14 protein-coding genes are annotated in these 15,399 nt (G+C 61.7%); 12 read left to right on the top strand and 2 right to left on the bottom strand.

What is annotated here, in order from left to right; translation table 11 throughout:
- Positions 1 to 28: 28 nt before the first annotated feature.
- Positions 29 to 658 (bottom strand): DUF1120 domain-containing protein, encoded by a 630-nt coding sequence (locus ACI77I_RS25485; RefSeq protein WP_406998903.1) that lies wholly within the window; start codon positions 656 to 658, stop codon positions 29 to 31.
- A 537-nt stretch (positions 659 to 1,195) separates the two neighbouring features.
- On the opposite strand from ACI77I_RS25485, the gene ACI77I_RS25490 reads away from it, so the two are divergent.
- The 8 genes from ACI77I_RS25490 to dacB all read left to right on the top strand — a co-directional run bounded on the left by ACI77I_RS25490 (position 1,196) and on the right by dacB (position 9,737).
- Complete coding sequence (locus ACI77I_RS25490) at positions 1,196 to 1,918, top strand: response regulator (RefSeq protein WP_242154565.1); 723 nt, start codon at positions 1,196 to 1,198, stop codon at positions 1,916 to 1,918.
- Between the two features lie 194 nt (positions 1,919 to 2,112).
- Entirely contained in the window at positions 2,113 to 2,748 is a 636-nt protein-coding gene (locus ACI77I_RS25495; RefSeq protein ID WP_242154567.1) for a response regulator transcription factor, read from the top strand.
- Positions 2,749 to 2,974: 226 nt separating this feature from the next.
- Positions 2,975 to 3,619, top strand: a complete 645-nt coding sequence (locus ACI77I_RS25500; RefSeq protein ID WP_094951903.1) for a DUF1120 domain-containing protein — start codon at positions 2,975 to 2,977, stop codon at positions 3,617 to 3,619.
- A 100-nt stretch (positions 3,620 to 3,719) separates the two neighbouring features.
- Entirely contained in the window at positions 3,720 to 4,190 is a 471-nt protein-coding gene (locus tag ACI77I_RS25505) for a nuclear transport factor 2 family protein (protein WP_406998917.1), read from the top strand.
- A 36-nt stretch (positions 4,191 to 4,226) separates the two neighbouring features.
- Positions 4,227 to 4,502, top strand: coding sequence for a GIY-YIG nuclease family protein (locus ACI77I_RS25510; protein ID WP_406998905.1), 276 nt, complete (start codon positions 4,227 to 4,229; stop codon positions 4,500 to 4,502).
- A gap of 76 nt (positions 4,503 to 4,578) precedes the next feature.
- A complete protein-coding gene (locus ACI77I_RS25515; protein ID WP_406998907.1) occupies positions 4,579 to 5,514 on the top strand; it encodes a glutathione S-transferase family protein in 936 nt (311 codons plus the stop codon).
- Positions 5,515 to 5,747: 233 nt separating this feature from the next.
- On the top strand, positions 5,748 to 8,168 hold the full coding sequence (locus ACI77I_RS25520) for a TonB-dependent siderophore receptor (RefSeq protein WP_406998909.1): 2,421 nt from the start codon (positions 5,748 to 5,750) through the stop codon (positions 8,166 to 8,168).
- Between the two features lie 117 nt (positions 8,169 to 8,285).
- Positions 8,286 to 9,737 (top strand): D-alanyl-D-alanine carboxypeptidase/D-alanyl-D-alanine-endopeptidase, encoded by a 1,452-nt coding sequence (gene dacB / locus ACI77I_RS25525; protein WP_406998911.1) that lies wholly within the window; start codon positions 8,286 to 8,288, stop codon positions 9,735 to 9,737.
- Position 9,738: 1 nt separating this feature from the next.
- Here dacB and ACI77I_RS25530 read toward each other — a convergent pair whose 3' ends face one another.
- On the bottom strand, positions 9,739 to 10,518 hold the full coding sequence (locus ACI77I_RS25530) for an IclR family transcriptional regulator (protein WP_094951899.1): 780 nt from the start codon (positions 10,516 to 10,518) through the stop codon (positions 9,739 to 9,741).
- Positions 10,519 to 10,638: 120 nt separating this feature from the next.
- Between ACI77I_RS25530 and hmgA the strand changes: the two genes are divergently transcribed.
- The 4 genes from hmgA to ACI77I_RS25550 all read left to right on the top strand — a co-directional run bounded on the left by hmgA (position 10,639) and on the right by ACI77I_RS25550 (position 15,315).
- Entirely contained in the window at positions 10,639 to 11,922 is a 1,284-nt protein-coding gene (hmgA, locus tag ACI77I_RS25535; protein WP_406998913.1) for a homogentisate 1,2-dioxygenase, read from the top strand.
- 3 nt (positions 11,923 to 11,925) lie between these two features.
- Positions 11,926 to 13,212 (top strand): fumarylacetoacetase, encoded by a 1,287-nt coding sequence (gene fahA, locus ACI77I_RS25540; protein WP_094951897.1) that lies wholly within the window; start codon positions 11,926 to 11,928, stop codon positions 13,210 to 13,212.
- A 12-nt stretch (positions 13,213 to 13,224) separates the two neighbouring features.
- Positions 13,225 to 13,869: a maleylacetoacetate isomerase gene (gene maiA / locus ACI77I_RS25545; protein WP_094951896.1), complete on the top strand. Its 645-nt coding sequence runs from the start codon at positions 13,225 to 13,227 to the stop codon at positions 13,867 to 13,869.
- A 75-nt stretch (positions 13,870 to 13,944) separates the two neighbouring features.
- Complete coding sequence (locus tag ACI77I_RS25550; RefSeq protein ID WP_094951895.1) at positions 13,945 to 15,315, top strand: aromatic acid/H+ symport family MFS transporter; 1,371 nt, start codon at positions 13,945 to 13,947, stop codon at positions 15,313 to 15,315.
- Positions 15,316 to 15,399: the final 84 nt, after the last annotated feature.

Here is a 15,399-nt window from a genome sequence, read left to right on the forward strand (position 1 = left end):
GCATTGCATCCTTGTGGTTAGCGGTGGTTTACAGGTACTTCACTTCAACGGTGGCGGAACCGTTGATGGGGACCTCGTTGGTCAGGTTCATCCCCGCAGTCGGGGCGATAAGGGTTTCCACTCTGAGTTCTGAGGTCAGGTGCTGGACCGGTGTAGGTGCCCAGTTGCCCGTTGAACGATCACCAAACGAGGCGAGGTAGGAGGCCGGCCAGATATCGCCTGGAAAGTTTTCCCGCCAGGTGAGGCCGTTATCCCGGGACTCGAGCACGGAGATTGGTGCGCCGTCGGCTGTTGGGTTGACGAATATCAAGACGTAATTGCCCAGTTTTTTGCCATCGACCAGGCCCAGGCCATAGCTGTTCAGCGGGTCATGGGAATTGCCTTGGTTATCGATGCCCTGCAGGCCCAGGAGGGTTGGCGCATCGCAAGTGATCTCCAGTTGCAGGCTGTGCTTGCTAAGGAGCGTCCAGTTGTCCAGCTTCAAATCCTTGGCCGCGACTTTTCCGTGGTCGATGATCCCGCCGCTTGAAAGGCTGGGCGCGCAGGCGCTGGGGGTAATCAGGCCCTGGACGGTCAGGTCGATGCTGCTGGCGGCAAACACGCTTGAGGCGCCGGTCACCAACAAGGTGGTGCTCAGCAGGGCGAAGAGGTTTTTCATTTAGGGCGCTCCAGTACGTTGAGCCACGCCGTGGGGACACTCGCTGCCAGTTGCTGCTGGAACGGGGTCAACGGTTGCTAGGCGGCTGTTCACTTTTTAAGAGTTGCCGGGGGCGGCGCACCGTCCCCGGCAAGAGTGGGCGGTAATCTAGCGAGGGGGGGGTATGGGGGACATACAACTATTACGACAATGACGCTGAGGAGGGAAAACAGCCTGTTCCGTGTCAGAATAGTTAACGGCTTAATGTAGGCAAAAGATCAGTTTCGTAGTTGTTGTATCGCCAAGCTGGCATTCGAAAGGCTAGCTTCGCTGCGCGATGACAGTCACTTGAGTGCTTTTGAGACGCCACAGCGTGCTCAGCCTTCAACTGTCGCGTCAGCGCTCCTCATCCAGTTCCAGGCTTATCGCTGAACCACGGGCGCTGCACCACCGACAACAACTACGAGGTGAGCGAGAGTGCTTTCGAGCGATGTCTCTTCGCAGCAGGGTCCATCGCGTTTCGTCCCCCCAGAACACTGGCGACACCTGGTGGTATTGGTGGCGGAGGATCATTCGGCCTATCGGCTGCTGCTGGGCTGGTTCATGCAAAAGCTCGGGCTGGGTCACGAGGTGGTCGGTGATGGCTGTGAAGGTTTGGCTTGCATCACCCGCAGACGCTTCGACCTGGTGATCAGCGACTGCCATATGCCGCGCATGGATGGTTATGCCCTGGCCCGTGCAATACGCCTTCACGAGCTGGAAAACGGTCACCGACGGGTACCGATTATCGCGCTCACCGCCAACCTGCTGCCTGATGACCCCCAGCGCTGCCGCGATGCCGGAATGGATGCCTGGCTGCTCAAACCACTCACGTTTGCACAGCTGTGCGAGGTGCTTGCGCGGTGGCTGCCTGGCCCGCCGTGCGAAATGTCGGCACCGGAGTCTGAGGCCGCCATGGGCTGGCCAACTCGCGCGGGCATGGTCCAAACCTTTGGCAGCGAACAGGTGGTGGACCAGATGCTCGCCAGCCTGTTGTACGAAGCCCGCAACGACTGTGCGGACCTTGCGCATGCGCGCATCACCTCGAACACCCAAGTCGTGTTGGATCGGCTGCACCGTCTGTTGGGCGGCTTGGCGTTCTTAGGCTGCGATGATCTGGAGGTGCGGGGCAGTGTGCTGATTGAGCAGGTCCGCACCGATGGAGTGGCGGTGCACCTGTTGAGCCTGGAGGTGTTTGAGCACGACCTCGAACGCTATTTCGCGTACGTCAGTGCGCTATGACGTACTTTTTGTAGGAATTCATTCCTTCTGTTGTGGCTTTTGTATGTGGGTGCTTTCTTTTTATTTTGTAGGTTTATAGGTAGTCGCTACAGGGCATTGGGCGCGGCTGAAAAGTGCGTGCGACCGGCGGTTGTTGAAGATCGCCGGCGGGGGTATTTTGCCCGGATTCAAGTTGCCATCATCCGTGAGTATCTATGCTTCGAGTAATCATTGCCGACGATCACCCCATTGTCCGCATCGGGCAACGGGTGGTGATTGAAGCGAGCGGCCAGTGCAAAGTCGTCGGTGAAGCCAGCGGCCCCGATGAATTGCTGGTACTGCTGAGCACCACACCCTGTGACTTGCTGGTGACCGATTTCGCCATGCCCGGCGGGCTTCAAGCCGACGGCTATGTGTTGCTGAGCCTGCTACGGCGCCAGTACCCGACGCTGCCGGTGATTCTGGTCACCATGTTCGCCAACGTCGCCACCTTGCGTGCCTCTTTCGCCCATGGCGCGCGGGCCATCGTCGCTAAAAAAGCCTCGGCCAAGGAGCTGCCCTTGGCAATCAAGGCGGTTGCCAAAGGCCAGACCTACGCCAGTGAGTGCTTGCGCGAGCAGTTGATCGAGGCCGGTACGGGGGATCAATCGCAAACGCCGCAGTTGTCCGGCAAGGAGCGCGAGGTGGTGCGCATGCTCGCCAGCGGCATGACCGTCAGCCAGATTGCGGCGCGGGTCAACCGCAGCATTTCCACGATCAGCAAGCAGAAAAGCACGGCCATGCACCGGCTGTGTATCTCGACGGATGTGGACTTGTTCGCCTATGCGCGTGCCGCTGGGATGGTGCCGTAGAACGTTGCAGATAGATCACGACCGTTAACTAACCGCGCGCGCCGGTGGGATTCGTATTACGTGTATTCAGCGTGAACAAACCATCCTTTAACTTGACGCCGTTGCCCTGCCAGTCGTGTGGGCGGCATCCATTCCTAGTCTATTAGATGAGTCGAACTTTCAGGTTGGCGACGCGCCTTTTTGTGCCTGTTCAACCTGTGAATAATCGACCGAAAGTGAGCAGTGAATGCAAGCGTCTCGTGTACTTATTTCCGCCGCATTATTGCTGGCCGGTGTTTCAAATGTGATGGCCGCGTCCAGCGTGGATCTCGGTGTCGTCGGTGTGATCACACCCTCGGCCTGTACGCCAATCTTGTCCAATAACGGGGTGGTGGATTACGGAAAAATCTCGCTTCAGGAGTTCCCTGCGAACGAGAAAGAACTGCCAGACGCAACGCTGCAGTTGGAGGTTAGCTGTAATGGGCCGATGATGATGGCCGTTAAAATTACGGATAACCGCCCCGGTACCGCGACGTCTACGAATGGGGGAGGGGATACGTCAAGTTTTGGTTTGAACTTGGCGAGCAACGGTCAAAAGATCGGTCGGTACCAATTGAAAATGGCCAATGCTACCGCCGATGGTCAAGTCGGTAGCCTGATCGAATCCTGGGAGGGGAGTGATACGTGGTTGGAGGCCAACAATGCGGTCTGGCAGCCGGGGTTCAGGCGCACCGTCAGAGACCCGAGTAGCGCAGGGCTTACGCCCTTGACAATGACGGCCTTCAAAGTCGATGTCGTCGTGAGCACAACCCTCACGCGTAAGCAGTATCTGCCATCGGCTGAAGAAACAAAGATAGACGGCAGCGCCACCCTGGAGGTCAAGTACCTGTAACCCCGCCGGGCATCACTCATTCCCGTGGCGAATAGCCATGGCTTTCCGGCGTGGCGCGGACTATCGTTCAGCACCCCTGACCATCGTGCGAAACCTGCCCATGAGTGATGCCTACAACGCCCTGATCACCGAGTTCTACAGTGCCTTCCAGCGCCTGGACGCTGAAGCGATGGCGGCCTGTTACACCGACGATGTGCTGTTCAGCGACCCGGCGTTCGGCGAGTTGCGCGGGCGCGATGCCGGGGACATGTGGCGCATGCTGACCACCCGCGCCAAGGATTTTTCCCTGACGTTCGACCATGTGCGCAGCGATGAAGCCACCGGCAGCGCGCACTGGGTGGCGACCTACTTGTTCAGCGCCACCGGTAATACCGTGGTCAACGATATCGGTGCGCGGTTCGTGTTTCGCGACGGCAAGATCTGCGAGCACCACGACCACTTCGACCTGTGGCGCTGGTCGCGCCAGGCGTTGGGCCTCAAGGGGCTGCTGCTGGGCTGGTCGCCTGCGCTGAAAAACGCCGTGCGCGCCCAGGCGCTCAAAGGCTTGAAGGCATTCCAGGCCAGTCGTTGATAAGATTGGCGCTCCTCTGGTTTGCCGAAATGACCTGTGACTGATCTTCCTAAACCCAAACCCTGGTTCGTCTACCTGGTGCGCGCCGCCAATGGCTCGCTGTATTGCGGCATCAGCAATGACCCGGTGCGCCGTTTTGCCTCGCACCAGAGCGGCAAGGGTGCGCGGTTCTTCCTGTCCAGCCCGGCCGTGGCGTTGGTATACACCGAGCAATGCGCGAGCAAGGGCGAGGCGCTGCGCCAGGAACGGCTGATCAAAAAGTTGAAGAAAAGCGCCAAGGAGTGCCTGGCGGCGAGTGGCTCATTGATTTGACTGATGGGTTCCCATCGCCCCCGCGCTGAGTGTTGCGGGCTAAGCTAGCGGCTCACTGACTTGAGCGGAGCCAAGCATGTCTGAGTTGATCCTGCACCACTACCCGCAGTCCCCCTTCGCTGAAAAAGCCCGCCTGCTGCTGGGTTTCAAAGGCTTGTCCTGGCGCTCGGTATTTATCTCGCCGGTAATGCCTAAACCGAACCTGATCGCGCTGACCGGCGGCTACCGCAAGACGCCGGTGCTGCAAGTCGGCGCCGATATCTACTGCGACACCGCCTTGATCGCCCGCCGCCTGGAGCAGGAAAAGTCCACACCGGCGCTGTTTCCTCAAGGCCTGGAACTGGTCACCCAAAGCTTCGCCGCCTGGGCCGATTCGTTGGTGTTCTCGCATGCCGTCGCACTGGTGTTCCAGCCCGAATCCCTGGCCGTCAAGTTCGCCAAGGTGGCGCCGCAGATGCTGGAAGTGCTGGTGGCTGACCGCGCCAAATTGTTCAGCGGCGGCACTGCCGCCCGCGTGCAATTGGACCTCGCCAAGCATCAATGGCCGACGATCATCAGCCGCATCGATCAGCAATTGCAGCACCAGGCGGGCGACTTCCTGTTCGGGGAGCCGTCGATTGCCGACTTTGCCCTGGCGCACCCGTTGTGGTTCCTCAAAGGCTCGTCGGTGACGGCGCCGTTGGTGGATGCCTATCCGGCCGTCGCCACCTGGCTGAACCGGGTGCTGAGCTTCGGCCATGGCACCGCCAGTGAGATGAGCGCCGAGCAAGCCCTGGAAGTGGCGCGTAACGCGACACCTGCGGCCTTGCCGGATGAACAGTTCGAAGACTTGAACGGCTTCAAGCCCGGCCAGCAAGTCAGCATTTGCGCCACCGACTACGGCACCGATCTGGTGGCCGGCGAGCTGCTGTTTGCCGGGCGCGAAGAGCTGATCCTGCGGCGCACCGACGAGCGCGGCGGCACCGTGCATGTGCACTTTCCGCGCCTGGGTTTCCGCATTCAAGCGCAATGATCGTTCCCCTCGCTCTGGGTGGGAACGCAGCCCGTGACGCTTGCGTCGCCCCTGCGCAGGCGTCAACGGCGGGACGCGGAGCGTCCTGAGCGGCATTCCCACGCAGAGCGTGGGAACGATCGTGATAAAAATATTTGCAAACAAAGGTGAGGTAAATCCACCGCCCATCCGTGTAGTGCTTGAAACTGCGATCTATTCGCATTAACAGCGTTTTCTACACGGGTTCTCACAGCATGAAATCGACGGCGGGCGGTTGGGTAAAACAGTGGCTGGGAGCCTCGGTATTGGCGGTGTCGGGGCTGGCGTTGCTGCCCCTTGGCGTGGCGCGCGCGCAGGAGCAGCAAAGCGCCCAGTTCAACTTTGCCCTGGCGGCCAAACCGCTGCCCCAGGCCCTGAGTGATTTCAGCCGGGTCACCGGCATCAGCGTGATCTACACCGACGAAGCGCCCTACGGCCTCAGCGCCCCGGCGGTCAGCGGGCAGATGAGCGCGACCCAGGCCCTGCAACGCCTGCTCGGTCACTCAGGCTTTACCTTCCGCCAGATCGACGCCCGCACCCTGGCCCTGGAGCCCGTGCCCACCGACGGCGCGGTCAACCTCGGCGCCACCACCATCAGCGGCGCCGGCCAGACCCAGGACAGCACCAGCTACCAGCCACCGCCCACCAGCTCGGTGACGCGCTCCCATGGCCTGCTGCTGGAAACCCCGCAAACCGTCAACGTAGTGCCCGCCCAAGTGCTGCGCGACCAGACCCCACGCAACCTGGATGACGCCCTCGCCAATATCAGCGGCATCACCCAGGCCAACACCTTGGCCAGCACCCAGGACGCAGTGATGCTGCGCGGCTTTGGCGATAACCGTAACGGCTCGATTATGAAAGACGGCATGCCGGTGGTGCAGGGCCGTGCCTTGAACGCCACCGCCGAGCGCGTTGAAGTGCTCAAAGGCCCGTCCTCACTGCTCTACGGTATTCAGGACCCAGGTGGCGTGGTCAATATCGTCAGCAAAAAGCCCGAGCTGGTGCAGTCCACTTCCCTGACCGCGCGCGGCTCGACCTTTGGTGGTGGCAAGAACGGCAGCGGCGGCAACCTTGATACCACGGGCCCGATTGGCGACAGCGGCTTGGCGTATCGCCTGATCGTCGACCATGAAGACGAAGATTACTGGCGCAATTTCGGCACCCACCGCGAAACGCTGGTGGCACCGTCCCTGGCCTGGTACGGCGACACCACCCAGGTGGTGTTCGCCTATGAACACCGCGAATTCCTCTCGCCGTTCGACCGTGGTACCGCCATCGACCCCAAGACCAACCGCCCGCTGAACATCCCCACGACCCGTCGCTTGGATGAACCCTTCAACAACATGGAGGGCCGCTCCGACCTGTACCGCCTGGAAGTCGACCACGACCTGAACGACGACTGGAAGGCGCATTTCGGCTACAGCTGGAACCGCGAGACCTACGACGCCAGCCAAGTGCGCATTGTTTCGGTGAACCCCAACGGCACCCTGACCCGCAGTATGGACGGCACCCGGGGCGCGTTGACCACCGACCGCTTCACCACGATGAGCCTGGAGGGCAAGGTGAACGTCGGTGGCATGCAGCATGATCTGGTATTCGGCCTGGACGATGAGTACCGCAAGATCTACCGTGCCGACCTGATCCGCCAGTCGCAACGCAGTGCCTTCAGCTACCTCAACCCGGTCTACGGCAAGGATGTGCAAGGCACCACCGTCAGCGCCAAGGACAGCGCTCAGACGGACCTGCTGCGCAGCGACTCACTGTTCTTCCAGGACGCCATTCACCTGACCGATCAGTGGATCCTGGTGGGCGGCGTGCGCTATCAGATGTACGACCAATACGCCGGTAAAGGTGTGCCATTCAAGGCCAACACCAACGGCAATGGCCAAGCCTGGGTGCCGCGTGCCGGCCTGGTGTACCGCTACACGGATGAGTTGTCGTTCTACGGCAGCTACACCGAGTCGTTCAAACCCAACTCCACCATTGCCGCGTTGGCCGATGGCAGCACCTTGACCGGCGACCTCACACCGGAGGAATCCAAGTCTTGGGAATTGGGGGCCAAGCTCGACATTCCTGGGCGGATTACCGCCAGCGCGGCGTTGTTCAATATCGATAAACGCAACGTGTTGGTGTCGGTGGGTTCGGGGGCGAACACCATTTACAGCATTGCTGGCCAAGTGCGTTCCCGTGGCCTGGAGTTGGACGCCAGCGGCCAGTTGACCGACCAATGGAGCGTGATCGGCAGCTACGCCTTCACCGATGCCGAAGACATCAAGGACAAAGACCCGACACTTGAGGGTAACCGCCTGCAAAACGTGGCCAAACACACCGGCTCTCTCTCGGCGGTCTACGACTTCGGCAATGTGTTCGGGGGTGATCAACTGCGGGTTGGCGCGGGCGCCCGTTATGTCGGCGAACGCGCTGGCGATGCCGCCAACGACTTCAACCTGCCCGGCTATACCGTTGCAGACGCGTTTGCCACCTATGACACCAAGATCGAAGGCCAGAAGGTCAAGTTCCAGCTCAATGTGAAGAACCTGTTTGATCGCACTTACTACGCCTCCGCCGCGAGCCGGGTGTTTGTGTCGCTGGGTGATGCGCGGCAGGTGTCGGTGTCCAGTACGCTTCAGTTTTAATGTGTAAAGCGGGGCTTGTTGTGGCGAGCGGGCTTGCCACGACAGCCCCCGCTCGCCACAACGGCACGGAGCTGGTAGCGTTGCCGCCACTGAAGACTTTGCGGGAAAACGGTACTGATGCAGTTGGGCAGATGGATACACACCAGCACCCTGTTGGTGGGCTTGAGCTTTTTACTGGGCGGCTGCGCGAGTGTTTCGCCGACCTCCAACGCCCTTGATCAATTGCTGGCCGACCCGGCGCTGCAGGGCGCCACGGTGTCGCTGATGGTGCGTGACGCGCGCAGCGGCAACACGCTTTACCAACACAACCCACGCACACGGCTGGTGCCCGCCTCCAACCTCAAACTACTGACCACCGCCGCAGCGATGGACGTATTGGGGCCGCAATACCGGTTCGCCACGCAACTGCTGAGCAACGGCATACGCCAGGGCGATCGCCTGACCGGCAACCTCTACCTGCGCGGCCTGGGCGACCCGACCATTCAGTTCGCCGACTACCAGGCCCTGGCGGCGCAACTGGCCAGCCAAGGCGTTCGCCAGGTGCAAGGCGATCTGGTGTTCGACGACACCTGGTTTGACGCCGAGCGGCTGGGCGTCGATTGGTCCCATGACGATGAAACCACCTACTACGGCGCGCAGATTTCAGCGCTGACCGTGTCCCCCAATTCGGATTTTGATGCAGGCAGTGTGCTGGTCACGGCCAAGGCGCCGGTGCGCGTCGGCGTGCCTGTGAACGTCGAGATCTTCCCGCCCACCGACTACCTGCAATTGAGCAACCGCGCCGTCAGTGGGCCGGGTAACACCTATGGCATCAACCGCCGCCACGGCACCAACCTGCTGCAGCTCAGCGGCGCCGTGGCACCGGGCCGGCAGAGCCCACAACTGGTCAGCGTCTGGGAACCGACGCAACTGGTGGCCAATCTGTTTGAACAAGCCCTCAAGCAGCAGGGCATCACCGTGCTGGGCCGTCGAGTGATGGGGGCTACCAGCCCGGCCGGCGTGACCGTGCTGGCCGAGCATCAATCGGCGCCGTTGCAGGAACTGATCACGCCGCTGCTTAAACTCTCGAACAACAACATGTCCGAAGCGTTGCTCAAGGCCATGGGCCGCCAGACCGCGAATAGCGGCACAGCGGCGGCGGGGGCGATGGCAGTGGCCGGGTTTCTCAAGCGCCAGGGTGTGGATACCGCGACGCTGAAGCAGGTCGACGGTTCCGGCCTGTCGCGGCAGAACCTGGTGTCGGCGCAAACCCTCACTGACCTGCTGCTGGCCGCGAGCAAACAGCCGTGGTTCAACGCTTGGTACAACGCGCTGCCGATTGCCGGCAACACCGACCGCATGACCGGCGGCAGCCTGACTTATCGCCTGCGCGGCACGCCGGCTGAAAACAACCTGCACGCCAAGACCGGCTCCATGGGCGGCGTGTCGTCCTTGAGCGGCTACATCACCGACGCCCATGGGCGCCAGCTGGTGTTCTCGATGCTCAGCAACAACTACGTGGTCGCCGGCGCGCAGGTGAAGGCCTTGGAGAACCGCGTGGCGGTGGCCCTGTCACGCTGGGGCGATTGATTCAGGGCTGATAGCCCATGCGCCAACTCACGGCCCGGGTCGCCGCCAGCAAGCGCTGCGCCGCCGGGCCATCCTCGTCGGCATGGAACAGTGAAGTGGGGCCGACCACGGTCATCACCGCCGCCACGTGCCCGACCGCGTTGAACACCGGCGCCGACAACGCATCGACGCCGGGCATCAGCAAACCATGCACAAAGTGCAGGCCACGGCTGCGGATCTGTTCACAGGCGGTGGCATACGCCTGATCGTCCGCCAGCGCATGGGCGATACCGGCCTGAATCTCACGCTCGCGCAATTCCACGGTTTCCCGCGATGGCAGGTAAGCACTGAACACCAGCCCGGTGGACGAGCTGAGCAGCGGCAACACCGAGCCCAATTGTGTGACCACGGTGATCGCGCGCACCGCAGGCTCGATGTGCACCACGGTCGCGCCCTGGTTGCCCCACACCGCCAAAAAGCAGGTTTCATTCAGTTCATCGCGCAGCTCCGCCAGGGGCAGGGCGCCGACCTTCAACACATCCATGCTGCCCAGCGCGGCCAGGCCCACACGCAATGCCTCGCGGCCCAGGCCATAGTGGTTGGTGGCGGTATTCTGTTCAGCAAAGCCTGAGGCAATCAGCGCCTGCAAATAGCGGTGGACCTTGCTGGCCGGCATCTGCACATGCTCGGCCAGGCGCGACAGCGAAGTGGCCGGGGACAGTTGCGCAAGGGCCTTGAGGATGTCGGTGCCGACTTCGGCCGAGCGGACTTTCTGTTTACCGGTGTCGCGGGGCTTTTCCATGGAAGGGCGAGAATCCGAGAGATGAATGGGCGTCTTTATAGCTTGACGGTCGATAGTGATCAAATTACGTTATGCGTAACTGGATTACGATAAAAACAACTTCCGCTCAGAGGATGATCCATGCACCTCGAATACCAATCGGGCTTCGGCAATGAATTCGCCAGTGAAGCCCTGCCTGGCGCGCTGCCCGTCGGCCAGAACTCCCCGCAAAAAGCCCCTTACGGCCTGTACACCGAGCTGTTCTCCGGCACTGCCTTCACCATGGTGCGCAGCGAAGCCCGCCGCACCTGGCTGTACCGCATTCAGCCGTCGGCCAATCACCCGGCGTTCGTCAAGCTTGAGCGGCAGTTGGCCGGTGGGCCGTTGGGCGCGGTGACGCCGAATCGGTTGCGCTGGAACCCATTGGATATTCCCGCCGAGGCAACGGACTTTATCGACGGGCTCGTAGGCATGGTCGCCAACTCGGGGTCGGAAAACCCCTCAGGTATCAGCATTTACAACTACCGCGCCAACCGCTCGATGGAGCGCGTGTTCTTCAACGCCGATGGCGAACTGTTGATCGTGCCGGAGCAGGGCCGGCTGCGCATCGCCACCGAGTTGGGTGTGCTGGAAGTGGCGCCGCTGGAAATCGTGGTGCTGCCGCGTGGCCTGAAATTCCGCGTCGAACTGCTGGACGCCCAAGCGCGCGGCTACGTCGCGGAAAACCACGGCGCGCCACTGCGCCTGCCGGACCTGGGGCCGATCGGCAGCAACGGCCTGGCCAACCCGCGCGACTTCCTCACCCCGGTGGCCCACTATGAAGACCACAAAAAACCGACAACGCTGGTGCAGAAGTTCCTCGGCGAACTGTGGGCCTGCGAGCTGGACCATTCCCCGCTGAATGTGGTCGCCTGGCACGGCAATAACGTGCCGTACAAATACGACCTGCGCCGTTTCAACACCCTCGGTACGGTGAGTTTCGATCACCCGGACCCGTCGATCTTCACCGTATTGACCTCGCCCACCAGCGTGCACGGCTTGGCCAACCTCGACTTCGTGATTTTCCCGCCACGCTGGATGGTCGCCGAAAACACCTTCCGCCCGCCGTGGTTCCACCGCAACCTGATGAACGAATACATGGGCCTGATCCAGGGCGCCTACGACGCCAAGGCCGAGGGCTTTCTGCCTGGCGGCGCTTCGTTGCACAGCTGCATGAGCGCCCACGGCCCGGACGGCGAGACGTGCACCAAGGCCATCAACGTCGAGCTGGCGCCGCACAAGATCGATAACACCATGGCCTTCATGTTCGAAACCAGCCAAGTGCTGCGCCCGACCCAGTTCGCCCTGGAATGCCCGCAACTGCAACCCTCTTACGACGCGTGCTGGGCCTCGCTGCCCGCCACCTTCAACCCGAACCGGAGATAACCGATGACTCAACCCATGCCAACCCGCAGCTGGGTGACCTCCGCCAACGGTCACCGCGATTTTCCCCTGCAGAACCTGCCGCTGGGCGTGTTCAGCATCAACGGCTCGGCACCGCGCAGCGGCGTAGCGATTGGCGACGCGATCCTCGACCTGCATGCTGCCCTGGACGAGTTTGACGGTGAGGCGCGTCGCGCTGTCGAAGCCACCGTTGGCGGCCAACTGAACGCCTTTTTCGAACTCGGCCGTGGCCCGCGTGTGGCCTTGCGCGAACGCCTGCTGGAGTTGCTCGCCGAAGGCAGCAAGCTGCAAACCCGTGACGCGCAGGTGCTGCACCGCGCCGTTGATTGCCAGATGCACCTGCCGGCAAAAATCAGCGACTACACCGACTTCTACGTCGGCATCGAACATGCGCAAAACGTCGGCAAACTGTTCCGCCCCGACAACCCCTTGCTGCCCAACTACAAATACGTGCCGATTGGCTATCACGGCCGCGCCTCAACCATTCGCCCCTCGGGCACCGAGGTACGTCGCCCTAAAGGCCAGACCCTGCCGGCCGGCCAGACCGAGCCAACCTTCGGCCCCTGCGCGCGCCTGGATTACGAATTGGAACTGGGCATCTGGATCGGCCAGGGCAATGCCATGGGCGACTCGATTGCGATTGGCGACGCCGCCGAGCACATCGCCGGTTTCTGCCTGCTCAACGACTGGTCGGCGCGGGATATCCAGGCTTGGGAATACCAGCCGTTGGGGCCGTTCCTGTCGAAAAGCTTCATCACCAGCGTCTCGCCATGGGTGGTGACGGCCGAAGCGCTGGAACCGTTCCGTAAAGCGCAACCGGCGCGTCCGCAGGGCGATCCACAACCGCTGCCGTACCTGCTGGACACGCGTGACCAGGCGGCCGGCGGCTTTGATATCGAACTGGAAGTGTTGCTGAGCACCGCCGCGATGCGTGAGCAAAACCTGCCGGAACATCGCCTGACCCTGAGCAATACCCAGCACATGTACTGGACCGTGGCGCAAATGGTTGCGCACCACAGCGTCAACGGTTGCCAATTGCAGGCCGGTGACTTGTTCGGTTCGGGCACCTTGTCCGGGCCGCAGCCGGGGCAGTTCGGCAGCCTGCTGGAGATCACCGAAGGCGGTAAAAAGCCGATTGAATTGGCCTCCGGCGAGGTGCGTAAGTTCCTCGAAGACGGCGACGAAATCATCCTGCGTGCGCGTTGCAGCCGCGAAGGGTTTGCCTCCATCGGCTTCGGCGAATGCCGTGGCACCGTGGTCGCGGCACGCTAAGAGGGCAGGGCGATGGAACTCTACACGTACTACCGCTCTACCTCGTCCTACCGGGTGCGTATCGCGCTGGCGCTCAAGGGGCTGGATTTCACCGCAGTGCCAGTCAACCTGCTGGTGCCACCGGGCGGTGCCAACCACCAGCCTGAATACCTGGCGATTAACCCCCAAGGTCGGGTGCCGGCCTTGCGTACGGATGACGGCGAACTGTTGATTCAGTCGCCGGCAATCATCGAGTACCTGGAGGAGCGTTATCCACAGGCGCCGCTGCTGTCCAAAGACCTGGCGACCCGCGCCCATGAGCGTGCGGTGGCGTCGATTATCGGCTGCGATATCCATCCGCTGCACAACTCCAGCACCCAGAACCTGCTGCGCCAGTGGGGGCACGATGAGGCGCACGTGGTCGAATGGATCGGGCACTGGATCAGCCAGGGCTTGGGCGCCGTGGAGCAGTTGATCGGGGATAAGGGTTATTGCTTTGGCGAACAGCCGGGGCTGGCGGATGCGTTTCTGATTCCGCAGCTGTACGCGGCGGAGCGCTTCAAAGTGCCGCTGGCGGCGTACCCGCGCATCGGGCGGGTAGCGGCGTTGGCGGCGCAGCATCCGGCATTTGTGCAGGCGCATCCGGCTAATCAACCCGATACCCCTGCCACACCCTAAATCAATGTGGGAGCTGGCAAGCCAGCTCCCACAGTTGATCGGCGTCATCCTTATAAAAATAACAGGTACCTTGCGATGCACAATCAGATTGCCAGCTTTCGCGCGGCACTCGACGCCCGTCCGGTGTCGCGCTACCAGTGGTTGATCCTCCTGTTGCTGGCGTTGCTGCTGGTAACCGATGGCTATGATGCCCAGGTGCTGGGTTATGTGGTGCCGGCATTGGCCAAGGATTGGAGCCTGGAAAAAGCTGCGTTCGGCCCCGTGTTCAGCGCCAACCTGCTGGGCCTGACGTTGGGCTCATTGCTGGTAACGCCGCTGGCCGACCGGTTCGGCGTGCGACGTATTTTGCTCGGCTGCGTGTTGATCTACGCAAGCCTCACGGTACTGATGGTGTTCGCCAATTCCCTGACCAGCCTGATGGCCGCGCGGTTTATCTGCGGCATCGGCATGGGCGGCGCGATGCCGAGCGCCATGGCGCTGATGTCGGACTATTCGCCGCCCCGCATGCGCACCTTGATGGTGACGTTGGCAGCCTGTGGTTTCTCATTCGGCGGCGCAGCGGGCGGTTTCGTGGCGGCGGGGTTTATCGAAGGCTACGGGTGGCAGGCGGTCTTCCTGGCCGGTGGTGTGACGCCGTTGCTGCTGTTTCCTTTCCTGGTGTGGCGGCTGCCTGAGTCGCTGCCGCGCCTGCTGCGCGATGCATCGCCATATACGCGGTTGCGCACAGTCACGGCGCGCATGCTGCCCGACTGGCAACCGCCGCCGGCGAGCGAGGCCGAAAACCGCCAGGAACAAGGCAGCAAACTCACGGTGGTGGAGCTGTTCCGCAACGGCTACGCGCGCCCGACCCTGCTGATCTGGGCGACGTTTTTTGTCAGCTTGATCCTGCTGTATTTCATGATCAGCTGGTTGCCGTCGCTGCTGCTGGAAAGCGGCCTGGAATTGAAGGAAGCCAATCTGGTGACCTCAATGTTCCTGTTTGCCGGCACCTTGGGCGCCATTGGCATGGCCTGGTTTGCCGACCGCCTGAAAAGCAAAGTGCGGCTACTGTCCGGTGTGTTGGCGGCGGCTGCGGTGTGCACCGTTCTGCTCGGCTTGAACCACGATAATCCGCGCTATCTGGTGGCCTGTGTGTTCGCCGCGGGGTTCTGCATTATCGGCGGCCAGCTGACCCTCAATGCGTTCGCCAGTAATTTCTACCCGGCGCATGTGCGCGCCACCGGCACCGGCTGGGCGCTCGGAGTGGGGCGATTTGGTTCAATCCTGGGGCCGCTGTTTGGCAGCCTGTTGCTGGCAATGCATATTCCGGTGGAGCAGATTTTCTTCTTCTGCGCGATTCCGGCGGTGATCGCCGCGTTGTTGATCATTCAAGTGCGTTCGCCTGGCTCAAATGCGCCGAAGGACCCGCTGCACAGCGATATTCTCAAAGCGCCGGCCAATCACTGATTCAACGCGAATCAAATGTGGGAGCTGGCTTGCCTGCGATAGCCATGGGTGTCTACGCAACTTTTTGTGTTGCTTTTAGCCTGC

This window comes from Pseudomonas sp. D47 (assembly GCF_045447305.1).
GTDB lineage: Bacteria > Pseudomonadota > Gammaproteobacteria > Pseudomonadales > Pseudomonadaceae > Aquipseudomonas.